The following is a 24045-nucleotide window of genomic DNA, read 5'->3' as shown; positions in this document are numbered from 1 at the left end:
CTTCTCAGTGACAAGTGTCTTCTCCCCCTCGAACCGACCTGCCGAAACGACACCCCTTTTCCCTCGCCGCGAAAAAGCGAGTCCATGGACCCGAAGCGGGAACTCACGAGCGTCGACCTCGCGGCCCTCGTCACCGAGTTGAACCGGTACGAGGGAGCGAAGGTGGACAAGGCGTACCTCTACGGCGACGACCTGCTTCGCCTCAAGATGCGGGACTTCGACCGTGGCCGTCTCGAACTCCTCTTGGAAGTCGGCGACATAAAGCGGGCACACCTCGCCGCACAGGAACACGTGCCGGACGCACCCGGTCGGCCGCCGAACTTCGCGATGATGCTCCGTAATCGACTCAGCGGGGCCGACTTCGCCGGCGTCGAGCAGTACGAGTTCGACCGCATCCTCACGTTCACGTTCGAACGCGGCGACGAGAACACGAAAATCGTCGTCGAACTCTTCGGACAGGGGAACATCGCTATCCTCGACGAGAACGGCGAAGTCGTCCGCAGTTTAGAGACGGTTCGGCTCAAGTCGCGGACCGTCGCACCCGGGTCGCAGTACGAGTATCCCTCCTCTCGACTCGACCCGCTGACCATCAGTCGTGACGCGCTGGGCCGCCACATGGACCAGTCCGACACCGACGTGGTTCGGACCATCGCGACGCAACTCAACCTCGGTGGGCTCTACGCCGAAGAGATCTGTACTCGCGCCGGCGTCGAGAAGACGCTCGACATCGCCGACGCGACGAGCGACGACTACGACGACATCTACGACGCCATCGTCGAACTCCGTCACCTCGTTCGGTCCGGCGAGTTCGACCCACGAATCTACCTCGACGACGACGAGACAGTCGTGGACGTGACGCCGTTCCCGCTCGAAGAACACCAAAACGAAGGCTTCGACGAAGAGGCCTACGACACGTTCAACGAAGCGCTCGACGAGTACTTCTTCCGCCTCGAATTGACCGCGGACGAGCAGGACGCAACCTCGAACCGGCCGGATTTCGAAGAACAAATCGCCAAACAACAGCGCATCATCGACCAGCAAGAACAGGCTATCGAAGGCTTCGAGGAGCAAGCGAACGAGGAGCGACAGCGCGCAGAACTCCTCTACGCGAACTACGACCTGGTGGACGACGTGCTCTCGACCGTTCGCGGGGCACGAGAAAACGGCGTCCCGTGGGACGATATCGCTGTGACACTCGAAGACGGTGCCGAGCAGGGCATTCCTGCCGCCGAGGCGGTCACGAACGTCGACGGCGCGAACGGGACAGTCACCATCGCGCTCGACGACACCACTGTCACCGTCGACGTGTCGATGGGCGTCGAAAAGAACGCGAACCGACTGTACACCGAAGCAAAGCGCATCGAAGAGAAGAAAGAGGGTGCACTCGCGGCCATCGAAGACACGCGTGAAGAACTGGAAGCGGCCAAACGCCGTCGTGACGAGTGGTCGGCCGACGACGACGATTCGGAAGACGACGACGAGGAACCCGAAGAGACGGATTGGCTCTCGTTGAAGTCTGTTCCAGTCAAATCCTCGGAACAGTGGTACGAGCGCTTCCGCTGGTTCCACACGTCGGATGGCTACCTCGTGGTCGGCGGCCGCAACGCCGACCAGAACGAAGAGTTGGTGAAGAAGTACATGAGTAAACACGACCGCTTCTTCCACACGCAGGCCCACGGGGGGCCGGTGACGCTCCTGAAGGCAACCGGGCCGAGCGAACCTGCACAGGAAGTCGACTTCTCCGAAGAGACGCTCCGTGAGGCCGCCCAGTTCGCCGTCTCGTACTCCTCGATCTGGAAAGAGGGCCGCTTCGCCGACGATGCCTACATGGTCGAACCGTCACAGGTGTCGAAGACGCCCGAGTCGGGTGAGTATCTCGAAAAGGGGAGTTTCGTCATCCGTGGTGACCGGCGATACTTCGAGGACATCCCTGCGAAAGTCGCCGTCGGCATCCAGTGTGAAGGTGAGACGCGCGTCATCGGTGGCCCGCCGTCCGCAATCGAGACACGCGCAGAGACGATGCTCACGCTCACACCCGGCCAGTACGCGCAAAACGACGCCGCGAAACTCTGCTACCGACAACTCCGCGAGCGATTCGAAGACAAATCGTTCGTCAGAAAAATCGCGTCTCCCGACCAGATTCAGGAGTTCCTCCCGCCGGGCGGAAGCGACATCGTCGAACGATAGATTCGAACAGACTGGACGGCAGTCAGGTTTCTCTCTTACGCGGCCGTTCCAACCACGTCACTGTAGACACGGTCGCTGAGGAACTCGTCGATGGCATCCGAGTAGAACCGCGGATTGTCGAGGTTGCTCGCGTGACCACCACCCGGAACGACCGTGAGCGACGAATCTGGAATCTCTGCCGCCATCTTCTTCGATTGTCGCTCGACGTATCCGACCGTGTTCTCACCGTACATGACCAGTGTCGGTGCGGAGATGGACCCGAGGTCGACAGTCGACTTCGGAAACCCGGTGATGGCACGAACGATTTTCTCGAATTCGTCGAATGGAATCGGCGGCATCTCCGCTTGCAGTCGTTCTATCGTCCCGTACTCGCCACCTGCATCCTTGTTGAAGCGCTCTTGAATCCAGACGCCGACACGTTGGGTACGTTCGAGACCGAACAGTCGGACGAGCGGAATCTGCGCGTTCAGGAACCGGAGGCTAAGCCTGTCGCGCCAGTCGGTGGTCTCTGCGGTGAACGTATCCGCCAGTACGAGACCAGCGATTCTGTCTGGGTACCGAGCAGCGTACACCTGCGCGACTGTCCCGCCTAGTGAGTGACCGCAGACGACCGGTCGGTCGATATCGAGTGCCGTGATGAACGCGTCGAGGTCGTCAGCAAACAACTCGGCGGAGTACGATTCGACCGCAGACCCACCCGTTCGACCGTGTCCCCGGAGGTCGTAGGCAATCGTCGTGTACTCGTCGGAGAGTGCGTCCATCTGGGGGGTCCACATCGAGTGGTCGACGAGTGCGGCGTGGACGAATATAATCGGAGGGCCCTCACCGCGTTCGACGTAGTACGTCTCGATTTCGTTGGTCTGGACGGTCGGCATACCCCACTAGATACGACTACGACGGAGATGAACGTGCCGCAGAGTGACAGGACCCGGAACACAGACTCCCCCGATATTCGTCTTTCATCGGACGAAACATGGTGTTCTGTTGAGATGTGCTATCTCGCCGGAGTGAATCGAAAATCCGGACGTTCAAGAGTTAATACTCCATTATACGTGGGTGTTTGGCTCAATATTATATACTCGCTCACCGTAATGTATCTCTGAGCGCACGTGAATAACCCTATCGTGACCGATGGGTCACGACGTCCCGTGGTCGGGTGGAGGCGCTCGGTGAATTTCAATGATTTCAGAATCAATCAATTACCTCCGTAATGGAGAAGACTGGGTCAAGACAGTCCTCATCGGAGGCGTACTCGGCCTGTTGAGCATCCTCATCATCCCGTCGTTCATCGTCATCGGCTATCTGCTCCGGGTCGTCCGGGCCACGATGCGTGGCGACGAAGAACCCCCGGAATTCGACGAATGGGGCGACATGCTCGTAGACGGGCTGAAAGGCTTCGCAATCGCGTTCGTGTACATCCTCATCCCCGCAATCGTCGCACTGGTGTTCGGCTTTGCGGGTCTCATCGGCATCGTCGCCGGTGGTGGCTCTGACGCCGCAGGTGCCCTCGGTGGTATCGTGACGCTCCTCGGCCTTCTGGCCGCGTTCGTCCTCAGCCTCATCGCTGCGTACCTCATCCCGGCGGCACTCGCCAACTACGCAGAGACCGACCGCATGGGTGCGGCGTTCGAGTTCAGCACGCTCCGTCCCATCCTCACGTCGGGTAAGTACGCGACGGCGTGGCTCATGGCCTTCGTCGTCCTGTTCGCGGCCTCGATCATCACCGGCCTCCTGAACGTCGTCCCGATACTCGGCTTCGTCGTCGGCGCGTTCGTGACGTTCTACGCCGCCGTCGCCGCCTACTACATCATCGGCAAGACGTGGGGCGAACTCCACGACATCGAGATGATGGACGAAGACGAGATGCCCGGACAGCAACCCGCCGTCTGAACTATCAGCAGAAAACTACATTTTCGACGGAATATCTAAGCCAGTAGCAGTGCGATTATTTGGTACGATGCTCTCTGATGCACTACAGTTTGTCAAGCGAAGCGACGACTGGGTCGCGACCACCGTCATCGGTGGGGTTCTCGCGCTCCTGTTCTTTCTCATCGTCCCCCTGTTTATCCTCCAAGGCTACTTCGTCCGGGCGATGCGGACGGCCGCCGAAGGCGAGGACGCAGCACCGTCGTTCACCGACTGGGGTGGCCTGTTGGTCGATGGGCTGAAACTCTTCGCCGTGACGCTCGTCTGGTCGCTCGTCGCCATCATTCCGACGACCATCTTCGCTGTGCTCTTTGCGGTTGGAACGTTCTCGGTCACGCAAGTGACCACGCAACCCGGTGCAGTCCCAGCACAACCCGACCCCGGACTGAACATCGGACTGTTGCTCCTCACTGCTGTCGGCGGATTGCTCGTGTTCGGCCTCTCGCTCCTCGTCGCGTACTTCGTCCCTGCGGCAGGGGCGAACTTCGCACTCGAAGGCCGGTTCAGCGCCGGATTCGACGTTCGAACGATATTCAGCGGCGCGTTCACGTCCGAGTACGCCATCGCGTGGCTCCTCGCAATCGTCGTCTCCGCGGTGCTCGGAACGATTGGCAGTTTCCTCTCGATTATCCTCGTCGGCGTCTTCATCCTGTTCTACGTGCAGGTGACGACCTACTATCTCTGGGCGAGAGGCTATACAGATGGCCTCGCGAAGAAGTCAGCCGTCTAACCGCGATAGCAGGACTCTTTTCCGTTCCGCGACGACCGGACGTATATGCGCATCTCTAGCCGCGGTCGGGGCGAAGAAGGGCGCGAGCGAATCACGCTCGTCCCCGAGAACGTCGACGACCTCTGGCACCTCTCGTACGTCCTCGAACCGGGTGACCTCGTCTCCGGTGACACCACGCGTCGAATCCAACGCGACGACGACCAGATGCGAGACACCGGCGGTGAGCGCGAACACCTCCACGTGACCATCGAAGTCGAGGATATCGAGTTCGCACGCTTCGCCAACCGTCTCCGCGTCGGCGGTGTCATCGTCTCCTGTTCTCGTGAGGACCAACTCGGCCACCACCACACGCTCAACGTCGAAGAGCGCGCCGAGATAACCATCGAGAAGCACTTCAAAGCCGACCAAATCGACCGCATCGAGACGGCCGAACAGGCTGCTGAGAACCCCGACGTCGCTATCGCGACGGTCGAAGAAGGCGCAGCCTACATCCACACCGTCGCGCAGTACGGCACCGAAGAGTACGCGTCGCTGACGAAACCGACTGGAAAAGGCGAGTACGCCCGCCCGCGGTCCGAACTGTTCGACGAACTCGGGGCTGCGCTCTCGCACCTCGACGTGGACGCAATCATCCTCGCTGGGCCGGGCTTTACGAAGAACGACGCGATGGACTATCTCGAAGAGAACTACGCCGACGTGGCCGAACTTATCGTCACAACCGTCGACACTGCCGGCGTCGGTGACCGGGGCGTTCACGAAGTTCTCAAACGCGGGGCCGTCGACGACGTGCAGAAACAGACACGTATCGCCGAAGAAGCGAACCTCATCGACGAGTTGATGGAGAACATCTCGACCGGTGCGAAAGCAGCCTACGGTGTCCAACAGGTCGCAGAAGCGGCCGATTACGGCGCTATCGAACATCTCTTGATTCTCGACTCTCGACTCCGTGCAGAACGGCAAGGAGAAGGCGACTGGGATATCGACGTCAACGACATCATCGACTCTGTCGAACAGAAAGGCGGTGAAGTGACCGTCTTCTCCGCCGAGTTCCAACCCGGCGAACAGTTAAAGAACCTCGGCGGCATCGCCGCAGTGCTTCGGTACAGACTGCAATAGGCGCTCTAAGCCCCACCTGCAGGAAGCGCTCTCGGCGACCGATTGTAGGAAGCGCCCTCATTCTCTCGATTCCGCTGACGCTCACTCTTTTCGAAGTAACCGTTTAGATGGCTGACACCGACAGTCTAGTGTGGAATTGGGTACGTTCACGAAGGCCATCAAACGAGTCGACCGATGGCTCGACCAGGTTTTCTTCGCCGGGTGGGAGGTGTCGGTGCTCGTGATTCCGACACTCTGGTTGCTCCTGGCAGCGACGCCACCAGAAGCAGTCTCGTTGTCCGGTCTCGCAGCGCTCGTAGCGAGTGCCGCGGCGGTCGGAACGTACCGCGGGGAGTACGTCTCGACGGGAACGTGGCCCCGCCCCGGACACCTTCCGTCCCTCCCCGTTCGGTCTGCGTACTACAGTCTCGTCGTCGGTGGGGCTTCGCTGCTCGGCGCGATGGCACAGGTCCACGTGGGGTCGATGTGGGTGGGAATCGTCGTCCCTGCAGTCGTCGGTGCCGCCGCGTTGGCCCTCCTTCCGGTCGTCGTCGACACCGTCGAGCGGGCTGCACGAGTGACGCTGTGACACCGCGGTACCTACCCGTTTCGGTGAACGTCTAGAACGTGAGAAAATTTTGATACTGTGTACGAACCGAGAGACTACAGTAGAAATCGCCTCGAATACGCAGAGGTAGCCTAATTAAACCCAGATTTGGAACAGATTCAGGACAGACTGTTCCGAGATATTGAAAAAGACCTATCATATAATTCGTTGTTTATCCAACCACTCGATGGGTGGGCTGGGACGTCCTCTCTCGACTCGTCGAGTGGATTGGTGAACGACAATGACCAACACTACACAGAACGATGGACCGACGCGTCGTCGGTTCCTGCGCACGTCTGGACTGGTCGTTGGGGGACTGGCCCTCGGCGTCGGTGCGACTGGAACCGCGGCAGCGGGAGTCCCCGTCGCGAACGGATGGTACGAAGAAGAAGAAATCTACTATGTCGCCCATGGGGTGGAAGAAGGGGTGACAGAACGCGGTGAGAACGACATCTACCTCATCGGTGGTGACCGGAAGTATCAGGCGCAAGTCGTGGAGTTCATCCCCGGCGAAGCAGGCTATTCGCCTCACTGGAACGCCAACCTCGTCAGCACCGACGATACGGCCGCCATCGTCAACTCCCCGTACGTCTCGAAACACTACCCGGAGGCGCTCTTCGACGACGTGGAAGATATCCGAAAGGCGGCTGACGCTGGGCTAGTCACGATTTCGAAACTCGGCGTCGTGGTCCTGTGCCCCATCGTCCCGGAGCGTGTCGCGGACGCACCCGGGAACACCGAACTACCGGAAGACTTCCCCCGGCCGTGGCCGAACACGTTCTGAAACGAAACTGACGCCCACGTTGGGCGATTTTTGTGGATTCACGAAACTCTCGGGCTTTGGTTACTCCCCAGTTAGTGCTTCACTCGCAGGCGAGAACTCTATCGTCGTCCCGAGGCCCTCGTCGCGGGCTTTCTCGTACAACATGTATGCGGAAGCGACCGTCTCGATACCGGTTCCGCCGCTGTCGAAGACGGTTATCTCGTGGTCGTCTTCTCGACCGGGGACGGTTTCGGCGACGATGTCACCCAGTTCGGCGTAGATGTGGTCTTCGTCGACGACGCCGGCCTCGACGGCAGCGAGGAACGACCCAGCGTCCATCGTCGCGCGTTCGCGCAGGTCTGGGACGTATTTCGCACGCTCGATGGTCGTCGTGTCGAGTTCCCGCTTTTGGGGGTGATACTGCCCCATGGCAGTGACGTGCGTCCCCGGTTCGAGCAGGTCGCCGTCGAACACGGGGTCAGAGGCAGTGGTCGCCGTGACGACGATGTCGGCACCTTCGACGGCGGCAGCACTGGAAGCCACTGCGGCGACACTGGCGTCGAGATGGCGGTCCATCTCGCCAGCGAACTGCTCGCGACTCTCCTTCGTCGGGGAGTAGACCCAGACCGAGTCGAGGTCACGGACCGCGTCGATCGCCCGGAGTTGGCCCCGTGCCTGTGCGCCACTTCCGATGAGTGCGACCGACGAGGCGTCGTCACGGGCCAACACATCGACGGCGACACCGCCCGCGGCACCGGTCTTGAACGGGTTCATACTCGCGCCGTCGAGCAGTGCGAGTGGTTCGCCCGACTCGGCGTCGAAAAGCGGCGTCATAAACCACGCGTCGGTCGCACCGAACCCGGCGGAGTACATGTACCCACCCATGGCCCCGGTCTCGGGAAGCACCGCTGCGTAGGTGGTAAACATCCCCGGTGGGTCTCGATTCAGCAGTTTCGTCCGCGGTTTGGCCGGGGCACCGTCTCCGACCTGTCGATAGCCTTCTCTGACCGCGTCGACGTATTCAGCGGGTGTCGCAAGACCGCTCACGTCGTCGCTCGTGAGGAACAATGTCTCTGTCATGTTTTACGAGACGAGACCTGCGGTCAAAACCCTGCGGGCCATCGGGTGGCTGGGGCAGCGTCTGGAGTTAGTCTGCGTCGAGAACGGACGGTGCAGGTGATGCGTCAGCAGGACCGGATTGGTCGGGTTGTCGGGCAAGCGGCGTCGGTGACGATGGAGCATTCACGAAGAGTGCGTGTCCGGTGAGGAGCGCCGAGACGCCCGCGGCCATCGGAACTGCTGTGGTCAACTGCAATCCAGCGATGACGAGTGATGCTGTGATGCCGATGAGTGCGAGCGGAATGAGCCCAAGAATGTAGTCGTAATATCCGGTCATAATATGTATTATTAGACGAGTGTAACTGGTATAGTTCTTTCCCATAGATGACTGATATTGTCGCCATTGCTTTCCAAAAACATCCTCATAACTTATGGAAACAAAATCGCAAGACTGCGAGGACTTATAATAAAAATCGTGAACATCACGATTGCGAAAAATTCAGTCTTGTTCGTTTTGCACAATCAGAGTGCTGCTTTCTGGGGAACATCTGCCGGGACTCCACACGATTATCCCTATCGAAGTCGTGGCAGCGCACGTGAACCGTAACGACCGCGAAATAGTCACGTTAGTGATGACCGCTCACGGGATGGTCCACACCTACGAACTGTCCATCCCCATCTTCGTCGCTATCTGGTTGCGAGAGTACGCAACCATCGAACTCGGACTGACGGCGATACCAGTCACGACTGCGTCGCTGGGTGTGATGACTGGCCTCGGATTTGCGTTGTTCGGCCTCGGTGCGCTCCCCGGTGGTGTGCTCGTCGACCGCCTCGGGTCGAAACGCCTCATCGTCGGCTGTCTCGCTGGCATGGCTGGGTCGTTCCTCTTGCTCGCGGCGGCACCGAACCTCGTCGTCGTCGCGTTCGCCCTTCTCGTCTGGGGTGCTGCAGCCAGTGTCTACCACCCTGCTGGGCTCAGCCTCATCAGCACGGGTGTCGAAGAACGAGGGACAGGGTTCGCCTATCACGGTATCGCAGGGAACATCGGCATCGGCTTCGGCCCCTTCGTGACGGCGCTACTGTTGCTCTTTTTCGACTGGCATCTCGTCGCTGGGTTCCTCGCTATTCCAGCGATTCTCGCAGCGGTTCTCGCGACTCGTGCCGACTTCGAAGCGCAAGCGGCAGTCGCCTCTGCCGACGGTGGCGGCGCTGATAAAGCACAGACCGGCGTCTCCTCGTTCAGTGAGTTCGTCTCGCAGTCGAAACTCCTCTTCGCCAGCGGATTCGCGCTCGTCTTCACGCTCGTGATGTTCTCGGGTCTCTACTACCGTGGCGTCACGACGTTCCTCCCAGACCTCATCGGGTCTGTCCTCGGCATCGAACCGATTCCAATCTCGGCGTTCGTTCCCGCTTCGATACTCTCTGGGACAGCCGGAGCGACACCGACGCTCGACGTGGAACTGTACGTCTACGCCGGTCTCCTCACGATTGGCGTGTTCGGGCAGTACGTCGGCGGCAAACTCACCGACAGAATGAGAACCGAGCGCGGCCTCGTCATCGGGTTCACCGCACTCACAGTTGTCGCACTCGCGTTCTTCCCCGTCGCGAGTCTCGGTGTCGTCCCCCTGCTCGCGATGTGTGCCCTGTTGGGCTTTTTCCTCTTCATGGTCCAACCGTTCTATCAAGCGACTGTTGCCGAGTACACGCCCGCCGGCTTGCGTGGCCTCTCGTACGGCTTTACCTACCTCGGCGTCTTCGGTATCGGCGCGCTCGGTGGCGCACTCGCAGGGTTCATTCTCGCCGTCTCGACGCCGACGACGCTCTTCGTGGTTCTCGCCGGACTCGCGACGGTGGCGGCGCTCCTCGGGGTAACGTTGTTACGAAAACGGCCAACGCCTGCCTGAGACGGCAGGAGCGACCAACGCTCGATTTTTCGGTAGACGAGACGGAGTTAGACGAGACGGAAGTACACGGTTCGCCACACGCCCAGTGCAATCGACCCGAGGACGAGCATCACGCCGATGAAGATGGGGTCCGCACCACCGTCGAACAGGGGCGTCCAGCGAATCACGGCACCGAGAATCGCGGCGACGAGCCACGACCGAATGCCCAGTGGGACTGCCGACTTCGCCGACTCTGCCGCACCAGGGGAGTACGCTCCGAGGAGTGGAGAGACGAGTGCCCACGCGATGATGAACGGAACTGCGGTGAGTACCCATCCCGCCGGGTCGGTCGAGAGGTACGACACGCCATTGTGCTGAACCACGCCGACGGTCACGAGGAGAAAGATGACGAGGATGTCGCCCACGGCGAGCGGCAACGCCCCGGCATCGAGTCGCTCCTCCAGGAAGGACGTCGAAGTTGCCATATACGTGAATACGTGGCCCCCCTAATGGCTCTCCCGCTTTTTGCCGACCACCGTGTACTCGAACCCCGTCTCGACGACCGTCGCGTCGAATCCGACGCGATCGAGTCGCTGGACGAGTTCCTGCGGTGTCGCGAACGACGACCCGAATCCGACGACGCGCTCGGCGAGGACGAGTCCACGTCCAAGCATCGTTTCCGGGTCGAACTCGCTGATTGCGAAGACTCCTCCCGGTTCGAGGATGCGATAGACTTCCTCGGCCACTGACTGCTGGTTCGGCATGTGGTGGAAGGCATCGACGACGGTCACTGCGTCCACCGACTCGGCTCCGAACGGGAGCGAACGCGCGTCGCCGCGGACACAATCGAGACCCCGTGCACGCGCCCGTCGGAGCATCCCCGCAGACACGTCGAGGACGATTCGCTCGGGCACGTCGAGTGCGAGTGTCGCCCGGCCAGACCCGCCGCCGATATCGACGACACGTTCGACGGGAACGTCGGCACGTTCGAGTGCCGCATTGAGTGTCGACGCCTCGGCAGCAGGCATCACGAGGTCGTAGATGGGTGCGAACCGGTCGAAGAACCGAACGTCGCCGATGCCGTGCATGCCACAACCGACGTGCTCGCCGGGCAAGGTTCTTGCGCGACGGACCACTTGGTCTCTCATGGACTTCGTCGTACTCGGATGGCCGGACGACGGCCCGAGACTCCGACTCGATTACCGGCGGTTCGCGTACGCCGGAAAGTTCGTCACGGCACAGACGGGAAAAGCAGTGCTTCGAGACGACGAGGACGAACTCCAGCCCCTCGACGACGAACGGCCACCGCCGACCGGCGGTCCCAGCTCGCTCCCACCGCTGGCGGACGACGTCGTCGCCGCCGTCGCGTTCAACGAAGACCGAACGGACTCGACGACGCTGTGGATTCGATACGTCACCGTCAGACGCGACAGACGAGGCGAGGGACTCGGCCCTGAACTGCTCCGCAAGACCGCCGACGCCGCCGCGACGCGAGGCTACGAGACAGTTCGTATCGCCACGAACAACCCGTTCGCGTACGAGGCGTGTCACAAAGCCGGGTTCGGCTTTACGGGACGCGAGACGGGGATGGCCGAACTGGTGTTGGAACGGCCTGCAGACACACCCGCGTCGGCGTCGCGTGAGACCTACCAGTCGGGATTGGACCGCTATCGCGCCCGCGAACTCGACGAGGGACAACGCTCGTTCCTCGCGGCACGTGAGGATGCTGACCCTCCGACATCCTCCTGACTATCCGGCACTCGGTAGTGGATGCGAATTTGGCGACTACCACTCGGACCATTGAAACCCTCGCCCCTCGAACGTCCGGCAAATGGGAAATGCAGACTTGCGGACGCTCGCGGCACTCTCTGACATCTCGTTCGACGAGGTGGGCGGGAGCGTCGTCGCCGTGGACGCGCACAACTGGCTGTATCGGTATCTCACGACGACGGTCAAGTGGACGAGTTCGGAGAAGTACACGACGAGCGACGGCGAAGAAGTCGCCAACCTCGTCGGTATCGTCCAGGGCCTGCCCAAATTCTTCGAACACGACCTGACGCCCGTGTTCGTGTTCGACGGCGGCGTCACGGAGATGAAAGACGACGAAGTAGCCAAGCGCCGCGAGCAACGTGAGAAGGCCGAAGAACGCCTCGAAGAAGCTCGTGAGGCAGGCGACGCCGTCGAGGCCGCTCGCATGGAAGCCCGAACCCAGCGACTCACCCAGACGATACAGGACACGAGCAGGGAACTGCTCAGCCTCCTCGACGTGCCAGTCGTCGAAGCGCCCGCCGAGGGCGAAGCACAGGCGTCCTACATGGCTCGGAAGGGTGACGCCGACTACGTCGGCAGCGAAGATTACGACACCCTCCTGTTCGGCGCACCCTACACACTCCGGCAACTCACGAGCAAAGGAAACCCTGAACTGATGGACCTCGACGGAACGCTCGAAAAACACGATATCTCCTACGAACAACTCGTGGACATCGCTATGCTCTGTGGCACCGACTTCAACGAGGGAATCACGGGTGTCGGCCCGAAGACGGCCGTCAAGGAAGTCAAGAAACACGGCGACCTGTGGGCCGTCCTCGAAGCACGCGGCGAGACGATTCCGAATGCCGACAGGGTGCGCGAATTCTTCCTCGACCCACCAGTCACCGACGACTACGACTACGACACCGACATCGACCCGGACGTGGCCGCCGCCCGCGAGTACGTCACCGAGACGTGGGAAGTCGATGCCGACGAAGTCAAACGAGGATTCGAACGCATCGAAGAATCGCTTACGCAGACAGGATTGGACCGCTGGACGTAATTCGGGCGATAATCCAGACATAACGGCGAGCCAACACATTTACACGAGTCTGTTTCGAGGTTCGTCGTATGTCCCCCGACGAGCAACGTCCTCCCTCCCCTGACGAAAGCAATCAGTCGACGCTCTCTCGCCGCCAACTTCTCGGCCTTCTCGGCGGTGGTGGCGTACTCGCCGGCATCGGCTGGTTCGCTCCCGAATGGCTTCCCGACCCGGTGACCGACACAGTGACGACGATGTATCCAGACCCGTCGAGTAACTACGTCTGGCGACCGCCAGTGAGCGACGAACGCGCTGACGAGGCGGTACAGCGACTCGAAGAGACCGTCGAGCGAGCGACAGAACTCCGCTCGCAGGTCGACCTCGACTCGGTAGACGAGCATATGCGCTTTCACCTTCGCGGGTCACCTGCGGGTGGCCATCTCGAATCTGCGAAAGACGAGCGGAACGCTCGCGACCGACTCCAGCATGCGACCACCGGACTCCAGTACGCTGGTGAGACTGTCGGCTACGCGACGGTTGCACTCGGCGAAGACGACCCTGAGTTCCTCGTCGAACGCGGGCGCGAACTGAATCAGCGAATCGAAGCGGTGCTCTCGTCCATCGCCGAGTACCGCGTCTCCGACCCGGGTCGTGACCTCGCGTTTCTCTATTCCATCGAGCGGCAGCTCTCGTCTGCACGCATCAGCACCAGTTGGGGCGACTCGGACAACAACAACGGCCCCGAAGACGGCTACTCATCGCGCAACTTCGCCAGCGAGTGGGGGTCGCAGTTACAGGCAGAACAGCGGATACAGACCGCACAATACCACCGTGACCAGTACCGGGAGACCCTCGGCGACGACGCCACTTCGTATCGAGAGGTGCTCACGGGTGCTATCGACCAGTTCCGGACGCAAATCGAGCAGTACCCGACGCGCGACGAGATGCGGACGAAATTCGAAGACGAACTCGAACTCGACCAGCAGACGCCGTACGGAGCCGCCCGCTGGGAGTTGTACATCCTCTGTTTCGACAACGACTTTCGATTCGTGGATAGCCCGCTCCTGCGTGGACTGCCCGTGAAACAGTTCGTCGTAACTGGCCACGCGCTGCTCGCTCGGCAGGCCCACGAGTTCGTCCTCGACGAACTCGACGTGGACCCCGGCGACACCGACTACGACTCCGGTCGGTCGTTCCGGGCGAAGCGACAGGCGATGCGTGAGTACCGGGCGACGCGAAACGAGTACGATTCGAACTTCGCAGGCGTCGTCGCGAGCGAGGCGGCGAGTCGCATCCGCGGTGGCGACGTGGGGCTCTCGGGTCGGTTCGACAACGACCTGCCAGCGTGGCGCGAGCGTGTCGAAGCGTCGGTGTACTACCTTCTCGGAGCGGGAATGATGCGGAACCTCGGAACCGTCCTCGACTCGCAGCTCAAGGTCGTAACCGGCGGATAGATTGAGGGTACCGAATAGCGTGGGTTCGTCGGCTTACGACACGTCCTCGATGGCGTCGAGGAGCATGGTCGCGCCGATGTCGATCTCGCGTTCGGTCACGTCCAGTGGCGGCAGAATGCGGAGAACCTTGTAGCCGCAGGCGAGTGTGAGGAGACCACGTTTGAGCGCCGCTTCGAGGACAGCATTGCGTCGTTCCTGGGTGTCGAACTCGACGCCGAGGAGGAGGCCCTTTCCGCGCACGTCCACGACTGTCTCGGGTGCAGCGTCTCGCATCGTCTCTTTGAACTGTCGGCCGCGGGCGACGGCGTTGTCGAGGAGGTTGTAGTCCTCGATTGCTTCGAGGGTGAACACTCCCTGCATCGACGCGATGATGTCGCCGGCACCCCACGTCGACGAGAGGCGACTCGTCTTCGTGGGGAAGATATCCGAGTTCGAGATGGTCGCGCCGACGCGGAGTCCTTTCGCGCCGGTGATGACGTCCGGTTCCATCGGATAGTGGTCTGCGCCCCACATCTCGCCGGTTCGACCGACGCCCGACTGAATTTCGTCGGCGATGAGCGTCAGGTCGTAGTCGTCGACGACAGATGCGAGTTCGTCGGCGAACGCGTCAGAGGGGAATCGGTAGCCACCCTCGCCCTGAATCGGTTCGACGATGACGTATGCGACGTCCGAGGCGTCGACGTGGCCTTTCTTGGGGTGGAGTTTCTGCCGGAGTTTCGAGGCGGCCGAGTTCGGGTCGGAGAAGAACCCACACGAACACGTCTCGGGAGAACACGACCGGTCGTCACAGAAGGGCACGTCCATGATTCCGGATATCTCGGGGAAGTTGTGGCGGTAGACAGACTTCGACCGATTGAGTGAGAGTGCACCGAGCGTCCGGCCGTGGAACGCACCTTCGAAGGTGATGCCGTACTTCCCGCCATCGGAGTTGTCGTAACAGATTTTGATGGCGTTTTCGACGGCCTCTGCACCCGAGTTCGAGAGGAACACGGTGTCCATCCCGTAGTGACTCGTCAGGTCAGTCAGTTTGTCCATGAGGGCAGCAGGTCCGGGGAACTGCTCTTCACCCGGCGACGACCCATCGCTCACGTAGAAATCCTGGCCCGCAATCTTGGTCGGGTCGACCATGTCGAACTCCGCCATCCGGTCGAGGAGCTTCGGGTTGTTGTAGCCGAGCGGTGCGGCGGCGACGTGACTCGTAAAGTCGAGGAGGACGTTGCCATCGACGTCGGTACAGAAGGGGCCTTCTGCGTCTTCAGTGATGTCCCAGACGAAGTCGTAGACGTACGTACTCGGTGCTGCGTGCTCCTGGTGGTACGATGCCCACTCTTTCGCCCGTCTGCCGGGCATCGAATCGACGTGGGGAACCACCGTCTCTCGGTCCATGCGGGCCGCTACGGACACCCATATGTTAAGATATTCGTTAATAATCCAAAATTCGTGGACTGGTCTGCACTTCGTCTATCGTTTTTGGGACGGCCATATCGCGCTCGATGGGGCTGCGTGGCGCGTGTCTCGCAACTTGTCGAACCCGCGATAGGCTTTTGGCCCTTCCCTGTTCGACTTACGCTATGACGTTTCGTGACATTGGACGCTCCCGCGCAATGTGGTGGGCCATCGCCGCGGCCCTCGCGGGTGCGTTCATCTACGTCGTCTACTCGTTTATCGGGACGTTCGTCTTCGGTCTGTTCATCTACTACGCGACGCGTCCGATCTATCGACGTATTCGTCGGCGGGTCCGACCGCCGAGTCTCGCGGCGACAGTGGCGATGTTCGCCCTCGCCCTCCCCGTTCTCGGACTCATGGTGTACGCCGCGACGATTGCACTCCGTGAGTTCGTCAAATACGCCAATCAACTCTCTGCCGGCGACACCGACATCGACCTCGCGGCGTACGGTATCGACCCCACGATCGTCGAGAATATCGCGACTCCGCAGGCGCTCTTGGAGTACGACTTCCAGTCGCTTTTGACTCCCAGTGCCGCCGGGTCGGTGTTCGATTCACTCTCTGTCGCTGCCGACACCGTCGCCTTCCTCGGCATCGGTGCAGTCCACCTGTTCATCATGGTCGCCTTCGCGTTCTATCTCCTTCGCGACGGGCACAAACTCAGTCGGTGGGGCCGGTCGGTATTCGCAGACGACCAGGGTATCCTCGAGGCGTATCTCCGTGCCGTCGACCGGGACTTCAACAACATCTTCTTCGGAAACATCCTCAACGCGATACTCACTGGAACCATCGGCGTCATCGCGTACTCACTGTTGAACGTCACTGCACCTCCCGGCGTCCACATTCCCGCACCAGCACTCGTCGGCATGCTCGCTGGCATCGCGAGTCTCATCCCCGTCGTCGGGATGAAACTCGTGTACATCCCTGTCGCGGTTTACATGGGCGCACAGGCATTCGTCGTGAATCCACCCGGATTGTGGTTCGTCGTCCTCTTTGCTGCCGTCTCGTTCGTCGTCGTGGACACGATTCCAGACCTCGTGCTCAGACCGTACGTCTCTGGCCGGAGCCTCCACGTCGGTGCCGTGATGATCGCCTACACGTTCGGTCCACTCCTCTTCGGCTGGTACGGCATCTTCCTCATGCCGATGATTCTCGTGTTGCTCGTGAACTTCGCTCGCCTCGTCCTTCCAGAACTACTGGCAGGCAAACCGATTCGGCCGTATATGGTAGACCCCGCGTATCTGGTCGACGAGACACCGCCTGAAGTGGACAGCCTCACCGTCGATTCGGCGGGAGACGGCAGTCAGCAGGATGAAACGCAAGAATCGTCGGACGACCTCGATATCACCGACCAGCGTTCTGGAAGCGGCGAGGGCCGGGTGAGTCGAGACTCCCGCTCACCTTCCGACGCCGGTATCGACGGCTGACCGACGTTACGCGTCGAACTCTTCGGTGATATATTCGGCTTCCCACTCGTCCCGTGCTTTGATTTCGCGACGGCCACGACGGGTGAGCGTGTAGTAGTTCGTTCGCCGGTCTCGTTGTCCCTTGTCGACGAGTCCTTTCTCGACGAGCGTATCGAGGTTGGGGTACAGACGGCCGTGGTGAATCTCTTTTTCGTAGTATGCTTCGAGTTCCTCTTTGATAGCGAGGCCGTGGGGTTCTTCGAGTCCCGCAATTACGTACAGAAGGTCTCGCTGGAATCCTGTCAGGTCGTACATCGGTAAATTCGACTCGTATATTATTGTCTGATTCAAATAAATATGTCGGCATCAATCGGCAATTCAGGATTTCCACGGCCTCTAGACGCCGGAAATCAGTCGATGCTTTCTGTATTCCGGATTACTAATCTTCCCGATGTCTCAGTTTCGACTTCTGGATATGTCCACGATTGGATGACTACTGGCACCCTATGCGGCGTTGTCCAACGATTTCTCAGCGTCAGATGCATCTCGTCGGTGCTGAATCGGGCGTCATGGATACAATCGGAGCGTTGGGACTCTTCGTCGGTGAGTTACACAGAAGGAAAGCAAGCCGTGCCGGAAAACCCCGGCACGGCATGCCGCCCTGAATTGGTCCCCGCTGACGCTTCGGCCCTCCAAAGCGAAGCGTCACTTACCGCTACCGTTCGGTTTTACTTAAAGATAACGACGCGTGACAATCATTGACAACGATACGAAATGTACACGCTCTTGATGCGCTCCCCCCAGAATTTCGGGAGACATCGTCACATGTGTTCTTCTTCGAGAACCCATCCGAGTGCACGTCTGTAGTGAGTGAGGAGTTTTCGGACGCCCTCGTGCCGCATCTCTTCGGAATCCAGTTCCTCCTTCAGAAATTCGTACTGCTCGCGGACCTCTGATTCACTTCGCATGTGTCGCCTCTGGTCCCCCTGACGTATGTACTCCCGCCATTCATGTAATCTGGCTAACTATTGCGTTTTTTGTGCACCTACCAGTCAATTAGTTGTCGTTTTATACAGCGTGCCGCCACCCGAATAGTCTCCACCGTGAGTGTGTCGTCGTGTTTTTGCGGCGGCGGTACGAACACCGCGATATGGAGATACGCGGCGAGCGAGAGTGCAAGGACTGCGGTCGGCAGTGGTCCTACTACGAGACCGGGAGTGTGTCGTGTCCGTCCTGTGGAAGCATGCGAAGCGTCGGCGTCGGCGACCGCGAACAGCACACGGCCGCGCAGGTGACGCTCGACCTTTCTACACATCGTGCCGCAGTGGGCGACGGAACAATTCGTGACGCTGCACCCGAACTGAAGTCCGACCTCAGAACGTACATTCGAAAGACTGGATTCATCCACGGCGGCGAACTCCAACCACTCGACGACACCACACTGGCCGCCCACGAACTCCTTCAGGCCGTCGACATCGTCGCCCGGTCGAACCGGCCGACTGACGACGAACAACTCTTCGTCATCGAGCTGCTTCGCGGCGCGGACAACGGGAACCGACCCGACCCTGCGTCGGTTCCTGCCTCGCTCGCTGCTGCACGTGGCCTCGGGTACGCCAACGCCATCGAAGCCTACCACCACGACGTCTCGACGTGGCTCGACGAACACCCCGACCCAGAGGCACGGACCACACTCGGAACGCTCTCGAACCACCTCAAACGAGTCGAAGCACTCGAAGGAGACATCCCTGTGTCCGAATCCGAGACGCTCGTCCGAGTCGCTCACGACATCTACATCTATCTGACGGCAGACGACCTGGACGCCCTCGCGTCGGCACGTGACCAGCTCTCGTCGCTCTTCTGAACGCTCGAGAGTCGGCTCTCGTCTGCGTGTTCACCGAACGTTTTTTCCCCCCGGAACCCCTTCGCAGACGATGGCCACCGAATTCGACGTTCACGAGGTTCGCCACCGAGTGAAACTACTCCGCGACGACGGCGACACGATGCTCGTCGAGAACCGCGACGGTGTCGAGTGCCCCGCGTGCAGTGAGTCGTTCTCGCAACTGCTTCTCTCCGAACGAACTGCACACAGTTTCGATCTCGACGCCGGTACGCGATTTTGCGTTCGTCGCGAGGACGAGCGACTGCTCATCGCGACACACGAGTAGCCTTCGACGACGAAAGAGGAGGGAGAAGCGGTGGAGGGAGCCTACGTCAGCGGTCGAGAGGGTCTGCGTCAGCGGCCCAGTAAATACCGAATCAACGGACGGTCGAGCGTGTCTTCGGGCAGCGTCTCGAACCACGACACGTCGGTTATCGACTCGTCTTCGAGCCCCGGGTCGTCGGTGAGTTCGCCAGCGACGGCGACACCGTAGATAGCGAAGTTGAACGTCTCCCGTTCGTCGCCGTGGACGAACGTCTGTTCCGTGACGACCCGAAGCGCCTCGACAGTAGCGTCGAGGCCTGTCTCTTCTCGCATCTCTCGGACGAGGGCCGCTGTCCTGGACTCGCCAGATTCGACACCACCACCGGGAAGCACCCACTGGCCGTCCTGTCGGACGAGGAGAACTGCGCCGTTTCGTTCAGTGAGGCCACCGACACCCCACTCGAGTCCGCCACGAATTCGTTTGCGAGCGCGCTCGAACGACTCGGCGTCGAGGGTGTGCGTGTTTTGACGCTGGACGACACCATCGCTATCGATGGTCCACTCGCCGTCGATCTCCGACTGCGTCACGGGAACGAACCTCGTGTCAGGGGAGGTCGACGTCCACGTCTGCTGTTTCTGCTGCTGCCTTCACCGTGTTCCAGAGGAGCATCGCCCGCGTCATCGGGCCGACGCCACCGGGAACGGGCGTGATTGCACTCGCCTTCTCCTTCGCGGAGTCGAACTCCACGTCACCGACGAGTTTGTATCCCTTCTCGTTGTCGGCATCGACGCGGTTGACGCCCACGTCGATGACGACGGTGTCTTCCGAGAGCATGTCGCCCGTGATGAGTTCGGGCACGCCGACGGCTGCGACGACGATATCTGCTTCGCGGGTCTTCGCAGCGAGGTCTTTCGTGCGGGAGTGGCAGACGGTCACCGTCGCGTTGCCGCCGGCTGCTTTCTGGATGAGCAGGTTGGCCATCGGCTTGCCGACGATGTCCGACCGGCCGACGACGACCACGTCGGCACCTTCCGTCTCCACGTCCGCGGCGTCGAGGAGTTTCTGAATGCCGTGGGGCGTACAGGGCTTGAACCGGGCGTCGCCGGCGACGAGGCGGCCCACGTTCTCGGGGTGGAAGCCATCGACGTCCTTTGCGGGGTCGATACGGCGGAGGACCGTCCGGTCGTCCACGTGGTCGGGGACCGGCATCTGTACGAGAATCCCGTGAACGTCGTCGTCCTCGTTCAGGTCGTCGACGAGTTCGTAGAGTTCGTCGGCGGGGGTCTCCGGGTCGAGGTGGTGGTCGAACGCCTCGATACCGACTTCTTCGCAGTCGCGCTGTTTCATCGAAACGTACGTCTCGCTGGCGGGGTCGTCGCTCATCAGCACCGTCGCGAGACCCGGTTTCACGCCGGCGTCTTCGAGCGCGTCGATGGCGTCGGTCAGACCGGACCGAATCTCCTCCGCGACGGCGTTCCCGTCGATGATGGTCGTCATTGGCTGAGGGTGTGTGGCCCGACCATTTGAAAGATTCGGATTCGTGCGTATTCTTGGTTCTAAAATGGAGTAAATATACACATATGTGGATATTCTCGTTCCTGATTCACCCGCCGAACAACAGGTTCACGGCGGCCACGGCGACGCCTGCGAGCGCCATCCGAATCCCGGCGACGTACCACCGCTGGCCCGAAATCGACCCCATGTACGACCCAAAGATGAACAGAATCCCCGTCCCGAGTGCGACGGAGGTGGCCGTCGCAGTCACCATCGTGAACAGCGACCCGACGGCGAGAAACGGGAGGAGCGGCACGACGATACTGACGAGTGGTCCAAGTCCGCTCGCAGTGGCGTTGACGACTCTCGCGGCGACTCTGTCACGTTCGACGGCAGTCCCGCTCAGGTCGGTGAGCATCGCGTCTTCGATGCGGTTGAGTTCGGCCTGTTTCTCGGCGCGTTCTATCTCCCAGACGCTCCAGACCCCCGACGTGGTGAGCCCGATCGCGGCACCGACGCCGATTTTGACGACTATCGTCCCGTCGGTGACGCCGGTGAGAAACGAGCCGATGACGATTCCGATGCAGGTCAGCGCGCCGTCGAACCCGTTGGAGACGAGGTAGCGACGCGAAATCGCTCGGACGCGCTCTTGCTGGAGGACCGCGACGAATTGCTGTGGTGTCACGGCGGCGCCCAGTCCTGCGGAACGTCTCGCGATTCGACGAACTCCTCACCCGCGACGACTTCGTCGACAGAGTGGACAGTGCCGCCGAGATTCGTGATTCGGTGTTCCACCTCGTCGACGTCGATCGCCGCTCCCTCGACGACGAGTCTGATGTTCTGGACCTCCCGGTCCATCTCGAGAAGCATGGCGTTCGTCCCGTTGACACCGTCTGCAGAGGCCACTTCGCGCGCCAGTTCTACCACGGATGGTTCGTGCGGTTTCAACACGTCGAGGACGAGGCGTCGAATCGGGGGCATGGTCTGGCGAACGTTGGGTCCGGCGGGTAATAGTGTTACTCTGCGAGGGTGTTTTACGGTCGTTTCAACACGTCACGTCAGAGAACGACTTCGGTTCTGGCCCCTGCTCTTCGCCCCATCGTTCGCCTGTTTCGAGGTTTACTATCATCGCCAGTCCGCCGTACCCGTGGGTCTGGTCGTGGCCGCGAACGACGACGCACGTCGTTTCCTCGGAAACTGAGATGGTCTCCGAGCGAGTAAACTCCTGCGTCCCGTGGGCGTGGAGGAGTTCTCGTTTCCCGAGTTCGGTTCCGTCGAGCGATTCGACGACCCACCAGTTGGCGTAGCCGTCTTCGCCGTCATCGTCACCAGAACGCATAGCGTTCTGGTTGGCTCACGAGAGCCTTGCTCTCGTGAACGTCGTGTAGGAGCGTCACAGAGAACCGATAGCCGCCGCCCGACCTCTCGAACGTGACGTTCATCACGTTGGCTTCTCGGAGGTCGAGTTCTTGGGGTCCTCCGTCTGTGGTTGTCGAGGACGTCTCTGTCGGCGACGCCGTTTCGGTGGCCGTCTCTGTCGACACAGTCCCGTCTGTCTGCGCGGTCGAGTCTGTGGTGTCGGTGTCGTCGGTCATGGTTTCGGTCCCACTCGGAGACGTACATCCGGCCACCGTGGCGAGCGCCGCCGTGAACGAACCGAGGAGGGTGCGTCTTCGCATCGGGATACGCGGAATACGGCAGGAATCGACAAAAAAGCGGGTCGGTGTGTCGTGGGTGGCACACGACTCGCGAAAGAAGAGAAAGAATGTGAAAAACAAACGAACAGCGACGAGTGCTTACTCGTACAGCGGGTTCGCGTCGCAGAGTTTCTGCACGCTCTCGGACACCTCGGCGAGCACGTCGTCGTCCTCGGGGTTGTTGACGACCTTCACGATGAGTTCGCCGACTTCGCGCATCTCGTCTTCGTCGAAGCCGCGAGTCGTGAGTCCCGGGGTTCCGGCGCGGATACCACTCGGGTTGAACGCCGAGCGCGTCTCGCCCGGGACAGTGTTCGCGTTGAGGACGATGCCCGTCGATTCGAGGGCTTCTTCGGCGTCACCGCCGGTGAGGTCCGGGTGCGAGTCACGAAGGTCCACGAGGATGAGGTGCGTGTCGGTCCCGCCGGAGACGACGCTGAGGCCGTGTTCCTGGAACGTCTCGGCGAGGGCTTTGGCGTTGTCGACGACCTGTTGTGCGTACTCCTTGAATTCGGGCTGGAGGGCTTCTTTGAAGCCGACGGCCTTGCCTGCGATGTTGTGCATGAGGGGGCCGCCCTGTGCACCGGGGAAGACGGCGCTGTCGACTTTCGAGGCGTACTCTTCTTTGCACATGATGATGCCACCGCGGCCGGCACGGACGGTCTTGTGCGTCGAGCCAGTGACGAAGTCGGCGATGCCGACCGGCGATGGGTGAACGCCCGCGGCGACGAGCCCCGTGATGTGGGCGATGTCTGCGAGGTGGAGCGCATCGACAGAGTCGGCGACCTCCTGAATCGTCTCCCACTCGACGGCACGTGGGTATGCGGAGTAGCCGGAGACGATGATGTCTGGTTCGAACGACTCGGCCTTTTCTGCTAACTGGTCGTAGTCGATGTAGCCCGTCTCGGCGTCGACTTCGTACTGCTCGACGTCGTAGAGTTTGCCCGTGAAGTTCGCGGGGTGACCGTGGCTCAAGTGGCCACCGTGGGTCAAGTCGAGCGAGAGAATCTTGTCACCCGGTTCGAGCATGGCGAGGTAGACGCCCATGTTCGCCTGCGTGCCGGAGTGCGGTTGCACGTTGACGTGTTCTGCACCCCAGAGTTCTTTGGCGCGTTCGATGGCGAGCGTCTCGATTTTGTCGGCATACTCACAGCCTGCGTAGTAGCGCTTGCCGGGATAGCCTTCGGCGTACTTGTTCGTCAGGGCACTCCCCTGTGCTTCGAGGACTGCTTCGCTGACGTGGTTCTCCGAGGCGATCATCGCGAGCGTGTCGCGCTGGCGTTCGACCTCGCCTTCGAGGGCATCTGCCACAGCGGGGTCGACGTCGCGGACGTGGCTGTAGTCCATGTGTAGTATCGTGCCC

28 protein-coding genes are annotated in these 24045 nt (G+C 60.9%); 13 read left to right on the top strand and 15 right to left on the bottom strand.

The window, feature by feature from the left end; genetic code table 11:
• Positions 1-84: 84 nt before the first annotated feature.
• Positions 85-2187: a ribosome rescue protein RqcH gene (gene rqcH, locus ACK3SC_RS15780; RefSeq protein ID WP_416841151.1), complete on the top strand. Its 2103-nt coding sequence runs from the start codon at positions 85-87 to the stop codon at positions 2185-2187.
• A 35-nt stretch (positions 2188-2222) separates the two neighbouring features.
• On the opposite strand, the gene ACK3SC_RS15775 is transcribed toward rqcH, so the two are convergent.
• On the bottom strand, positions 2223-3062 hold the full coding sequence (locus ACK3SC_RS15775; protein ID WP_416841150.1) for an alpha/beta fold hydrolase: 840 nt from the start codon (positions 3060-3062) through the stop codon (positions 2223-2225).
• 304 nt (positions 3063-3366) lie between these two features.
• Between ACK3SC_RS15775 and ACK3SC_RS15770 the strand changes: the two genes are divergently transcribed.
• From ACK3SC_RS15770 to ACK3SC_RS15750, 5 genes are all read left to right on the top strand, one after another.
• Entirely contained in the window at positions 3367-4077 is a 711-nt protein-coding gene (locus tag ACK3SC_RS15770; protein ID WP_416841149.1) for a DUF4013 domain-containing protein, read from the top strand.
• 67 nt (positions 4078-4144) lie between these two features.
• Complete coding sequence (locus tag ACK3SC_RS15765) at positions 4145-4843, top strand: DUF4013 domain-containing protein (RefSeq protein ID WP_416841148.1); 699 nt, start codon at positions 4145-4147, stop codon at positions 4841-4843.
• A 45-nt stretch (positions 4844-4888) separates the two neighbouring features.
• Complete coding sequence (locus ACK3SC_RS15760) at positions 4889-5959, top strand: mRNA surveillance protein pelota (protein ID WP_416841147.1); 1071 nt, start codon at positions 4889-4891, stop codon at positions 5957-5959.
• Between the two features lie 130 nt (positions 5960-6089).
• Complete coding sequence (locus ACK3SC_RS15755) at positions 6090-6527, top strand: hypothetical protein (RefSeq protein ID WP_416841146.1); 438 nt, start codon at positions 6090-6092, stop codon at positions 6525-6527.
• A 259-nt stretch (positions 6528-6786) separates the two neighbouring features.
• Positions 6787-7329 carry a hypothetical protein gene (locus tag ACK3SC_RS15750; protein WP_416841145.1) on the top strand — a complete coding sequence of 181 codons (543 nt, stop codon included), beginning with the start codon at positions 6787-6789 and terminating at the stop codon, positions 7327-7329.
• Positions 7330-7389: 60 nt separating this feature from the next.
• Here the strand turns inward: ACK3SC_RS15750 and ACK3SC_RS15745 are convergent, their stop codons facing one another.
• Positions 7390-8388, bottom strand: coding sequence for an ornithine cyclodeaminase family protein (locus tag ACK3SC_RS15745; protein WP_416841144.1), 999 nt, complete (start codon positions 8386-8388; stop codon positions 7390-7392).
• Positions 8389-8455: 67 nt separating this feature from the next.
• Positions 8456-8704: a hypothetical protein gene (locus tag ACK3SC_RS15740; protein ID WP_416841143.1), complete on the bottom strand. Its 249-nt coding sequence runs from the start codon at positions 8702-8704 to the stop codon at positions 8456-8458.
• 295 nt (positions 8705-8999) lie between these two features.
• Between ACK3SC_RS15740 and ACK3SC_RS15735 the strand changes: the two genes are divergently transcribed.
• Complete coding sequence (locus ACK3SC_RS15735; protein ID WP_416841243.1) at positions 9000-10271, top strand: MFS transporter; 1272 nt, start codon at positions 9000-9002, stop codon at positions 10269-10271.
• 47 nt (positions 10272-10318) lie between these two features.
• Here the strand turns inward: ACK3SC_RS15735 and ACK3SC_RS15730 are convergent, their stop codons facing one another.
• Both ACK3SC_RS15730 and ACK3SC_RS15725 read right to left on the bottom strand, forming a co-directional pair.
• The gene (locus ACK3SC_RS15730) at positions 10319-10735 is read right to left on the bottom strand and encodes a DUF3054 domain-containing protein (RefSeq protein ID WP_416841142.1); all 417 of its coding nucleotides are present in this window, start codon (positions 10733-10735) and stop codon (positions 10319-10321) included.
• Between the two features lie 21 nt (positions 10736-10756).
• A complete protein-coding gene (locus tag ACK3SC_RS15725) occupies positions 10757-11338 on the bottom strand; it encodes a class I SAM-dependent methyltransferase (protein WP_416841141.1) in 582 nt (193 codons plus the stop codon).
• Positions 11339-11396: 58 nt separating this feature from the next.
• Here ACK3SC_RS15725 and ACK3SC_RS15720 point away from each other — a divergent pair, with 58 nt between their 5' ends.
• The 3 genes from ACK3SC_RS15720 to ACK3SC_RS15710 all read left to right on the top strand — a co-directional run bounded on the left by ACK3SC_RS15720 (position 11397) and on the right by ACK3SC_RS15710 (position 14495).
• Positions 11397-11999: a GNAT family N-acetyltransferase gene (locus ACK3SC_RS15720; RefSeq protein WP_416841140.1), complete on the top strand. Its 603-nt coding sequence runs from the start codon at positions 11397-11399 to the stop codon at positions 11997-11999.
• A gap of 82 nt (positions 12000-12081) precedes the next feature.
• On the top strand, positions 12082-13062 hold the full coding sequence (fen, locus tag ACK3SC_RS15715; protein WP_416841139.1) for a flap endonuclease-1: 981 nt from the start codon (positions 12082-12084) through the stop codon (positions 13060-13062).
• Positions 13063-13130: 68 nt separating this feature from the next.
• The gene (locus ACK3SC_RS15710; protein WP_416841138.1) at positions 13131-14495 is read left to right on the top strand and encodes a transcriptional initiation protein Tat; all 1365 of its coding nucleotides are present in this window, start codon (positions 13131-13133) and stop codon (positions 14493-14495) included.
• 33 nt (positions 14496-14528) lie between these two features.
• Here ACK3SC_RS15710 and ACK3SC_RS15705 read toward each other — a convergent pair whose 3' ends face one another.
• A complete protein-coding gene (locus tag ACK3SC_RS15705) occupies positions 14529-15881 on the bottom strand; it encodes an aspartate aminotransferase family protein (RefSeq protein WP_416841137.1) in 1353 nt (450 codons plus the stop codon).
• Positions 15882-16099: 218 nt separating this feature from the next.
• On the opposite strand from ACK3SC_RS15705, the gene ACK3SC_RS15700 reads away from it, so the two are divergent.
• The gene (locus ACK3SC_RS15700) at positions 16100-17368 is read left to right on the top strand and encodes an AI-2E family transporter (RefSeq protein WP_416841242.1); all 1269 of its coding nucleotides are present in this window, start codon (positions 16100-16102) and stop codon (positions 17366-17368) included.
• Between the two features lie 6 nt (positions 17369-17374).
• Here the strand turns inward: ACK3SC_RS15700 and ACK3SC_RS15695 are convergent, their stop codons facing one another.
• On the bottom strand, positions 17375-17662 hold the full coding sequence (locus tag ACK3SC_RS15695; protein WP_416841136.1) for a PadR family transcriptional regulator: 288 nt from the start codon (positions 17660-17662) through the stop codon (positions 17375-17377).
• Between the two features lie 506 nt (positions 17663-18168).
• Positions 18169-18315, bottom strand: a complete 147-nt coding sequence (locus tag ACK3SC_RS15690) for a hypothetical protein (RefSeq protein ID WP_416841135.1) — start codon at positions 18313-18315, stop codon at positions 18169-18171.
• 182 nt (positions 18316-18497) lie between these two features.
• Here ACK3SC_RS15690 and ACK3SC_RS15685 point away from each other — a divergent pair, with 182 nt between their 5' ends.
• Together ACK3SC_RS15685 and ACK3SC_RS15680 are read left to right on the top strand one after the other, a co-directional pair.
• Positions 18498-19208 (top strand): hypothetical protein, encoded by a 711-nt coding sequence (locus ACK3SC_RS15685; protein WP_416841134.1) that lies wholly within the window; start codon positions 18498-18500, stop codon positions 19206-19208.
• Positions 19209-19278: 70 nt separating this feature from the next.
• Positions 19279-19512 (top strand): flagella cluster protein, encoded by a 234-nt coding sequence (locus tag ACK3SC_RS15680; protein ID WP_416841133.1) that lies wholly within the window; start codon positions 19279-19281, stop codon positions 19510-19512.
• A 68-nt stretch (positions 19513-19580) separates the two neighbouring features.
• Here the strand turns inward: ACK3SC_RS15680 and ACK3SC_RS15675 are convergent, their stop codons facing one another.
• The 7 genes from ACK3SC_RS15675 to glyA all read right to left on the bottom strand — a co-directional run bounded on the left by ACK3SC_RS15675 (position 19581) and on the right by glyA (position 24029).
• Positions 19581-20078 (bottom strand): NUDIX domain-containing protein, encoded by a 498-nt coding sequence (locus ACK3SC_RS15675; RefSeq protein WP_416841132.1) that lies wholly within the window; start codon positions 20076-20078, stop codon positions 19581-19583.
• Between the two features lie 16 nt (positions 20079-20094).
• Complete coding sequence (gene folD, locus ACK3SC_RS15670; protein ID WP_416841131.1) at positions 20095-20988, bottom strand: bifunctional methylenetetrahydrofolate dehydrogenase/methenyltetrahydrofolate cyclohydrolase FolD; 894 nt, start codon at positions 20986-20988, stop codon at positions 20095-20097.
• A gap of 106 nt (positions 20989-21094) precedes the next feature.
• Positions 21095-21670, bottom strand: coding sequence for a VIT1/CCC1 transporter family protein (locus ACK3SC_RS15665; RefSeq protein WP_416841130.1), 576 nt, complete (start codon positions 21668-21670; stop codon positions 21095-21097).
• On the bottom strand, positions 21667-21966 hold the full coding sequence (locus ACK3SC_RS15660; RefSeq protein WP_416841129.1) for a DUF211 domain-containing protein: 300 nt from the start codon (positions 21964-21966) through the stop codon (positions 21667-21669). Before ACK3SC_RS15660 ends, ACK3SC_RS15665 begins: the two co-directional genes overlap by 4 nt.
• A gap of 64 nt (positions 21967-22030) precedes the next feature.
• A complete protein-coding gene (locus tag ACK3SC_RS15655) occupies positions 22031-22324 on the bottom strand; it encodes a hypothetical protein (protein WP_416841128.1) in 294 nt (97 codons plus the stop codon).
• Positions 22311-22664: a hypothetical protein gene (locus ACK3SC_RS15650; protein WP_416841127.1), complete on the bottom strand. Its 354-nt coding sequence runs from the start codon at positions 22662-22664 to the stop codon at positions 22311-22313. The genes ACK3SC_RS15655 and ACK3SC_RS15650 overlap by 14 nt, the downstream gene beginning before the upstream one ends.
• A 117-nt stretch (positions 22665-22781) precedes the next feature.
• Positions 22782-24029 (bottom strand): serine hydroxymethyltransferase, encoded by a 1248-nt coding sequence (gene glyA, locus ACK3SC_RS15645; RefSeq protein WP_416841126.1) that lies wholly within the window; start codon positions 24027-24029, stop codon positions 22782-22784.
• Between the last annotated feature and the right edge of the window lie 16 nt (positions 24030-24045).

This window comes from Haloferax sp. DFSO52, assembly GCF_048158745.1.
GTDB lineage: Archaea > Halobacteriota > Halobacteria > Halobacteriales > Haloferacaceae > Haloferax.
The sequence above is the reverse complement of the archived record's forward strand: the minus strand, read 5'-3'. Positions and strand labels throughout refer to the sequence as shown.

Bases quoted from the DNA above. Each gene is read 5' to 3' on its own strand.
- ACK3SC_RS15680 (WP_416841133.1), top strand. From the start codon at position 19,279: ATGGCCACCGAATTCGACGTTCACGAGGTTCGCCACCGAGTGAAACTA.
- ACK3SC_RS15760 (WP_416841147.1), top strand. From the start codon at position 4,889: ATGCGCATCTCTAGCCGCGGTCGGGGCGAAGAAGGGCGCGAGCGAATC.
- ACK3SC_RS15685 (WP_416841134.1), top strand. From the start codon at position 18,498: ATGGAGATACGCGGCGAGCGAGAGTGCAAGGACTGCGGTCGGCAGTGG.
- ACK3SC_RS15725 (WP_416841141.1), bottom strand. From the start codon at position 11,338: ATGCACGGCATCGGCGACGTTCGGTTCTTCGACCGGTTCGCACCCATC.
- ACK3SC_RS15720 (WP_416841140.1), top strand. From the start codon at position 11,397: ATGGACTTCGTCGTACTCGGATGGCCGGACGACGGCCCGAGACTCCGA.
- ACK3SC_RS15775 (WP_416841150.1), bottom strand. From the start codon at position 3,062: ATGCCGACCGTCCAGACCAACGAAATCGAGACGTACTACGTCGAACGC.
- ACK3SC_RS15750 (WP_416841145.1), top strand. From the start codon at position 6,787: ATGACCAACACTACACAGAACGATGGACCGACGCGTCGTCGGTTCCTG.
- ACK3SC_RS15650 (WP_416841127.1), bottom strand. From the start codon at position 22,664: ATGCGAAGACGCACCCTCCTCGGTTCGTTCACGGCGGCGCTCGCCACG.
- glyA (WP_416841126.1), bottom strand. From the start codon at position 24,029: ATGGACTACAGCCACGTCCGCGACGTCGACCCCGCTGTGGCAGATGCC.
- ACK3SC_RS15770 (WP_416841149.1), top strand. From the start codon at position 3,367: ATGATTTCAGAATCAATCAATTACCTCCGTAATGGAGAAGACTGGGTC.
- rqcH (WP_416841151.1), top strand. From the start codon at position 85: ATGGACCCGAAGCGGGAACTCACGAGCGTCGACCTCGCGGCCCTCGTC.
- ACK3SC_RS15660 (WP_416841129.1), bottom strand. From the start codon at position 21,966: ATGCCCCCGATTCGACGCCTCGTCCTCGACGTGTTGAAACCGCACGAA.
- ACK3SC_RS15740 (WP_416841143.1), bottom strand. From the start codon at position 8,704: ATGACCGGATATTACGACTACATTCTTGGGCTCATTCCGCTCGCACTC.
- ACK3SC_RS15690 (WP_416841135.1), bottom strand. From the start codon at position 18,315: ATGCGAAGTGAATCAGAGGTCCGCGAGCAGTACGAATTTCTGAAGGAG.
- ACK3SC_RS15765 (WP_416841148.1), top strand. From the start codon at position 4,145: ATGCTCTCTGATGCACTACAGTTTGTCAAGCGAAGCGACGACTGGGTC.
- fen (WP_416841139.1), top strand. From the start codon at position 12,082: ATGGGAAATGCAGACTTGCGGACGCTCGCGGCACTCTCTGACATCTCG.
- ACK3SC_RS15700 (WP_416841242.1), top strand. From the start codon at position 16,100: ATGTGGTGGGCCATCGCCGCGGCCCTCGCGGGTGCGTTCATCTACGTC.
- ACK3SC_RS15655 (WP_416841128.1), bottom strand. From the start codon at position 22,324: ATGCGTTCTGGTGACGATGACGGCGAAGACGGCTACGCCAACTGGTGG.
- folD (WP_416841131.1), bottom strand. From the start codon at position 20,988: ATGACGACCATCATCGACGGGAACGCCGTCGCGGAGGAGATTCGGTCC.
- ACK3SC_RS15695 (WP_416841136.1), bottom strand. From the start codon at position 17,662: ATGTACGACCTGACAGGATTCCAGCGAGACCTTCTGTACGTAATTGCG.
- ACK3SC_RS15705 (WP_416841137.1), bottom strand. From the start codon at position 15,881: ATGGACCGAGAGACGGTGGTTCCCCACGTCGATTCGATGCCCGGCAGA.
- ACK3SC_RS15745 (WP_416841144.1), bottom strand. From the start codon at position 8,388: ATGACAGAGACATTGTTCCTCACGAGCGACGACGTGAGCGGTCTTGCG.
- ACK3SC_RS15710 (WP_416841138.1), top strand. From the start codon at position 13,131: ATGTCCCCCGACGAGCAACGTCCTCCCTCCCCTGACGAAAGCAATCAG.
- ACK3SC_RS15730 (WP_416841142.1), bottom strand. From the start codon at position 10,735: ATGGCAACTTCGACGTCCTTCCTGGAGGAGCGACTCGATGCCGGGGCG.
- ACK3SC_RS15735 (WP_416841243.1), top strand. From the start codon at position 9,000: ATGACCGCTCACGGGATGGTCCACACCTACGAACTGTCCATCCCCATC.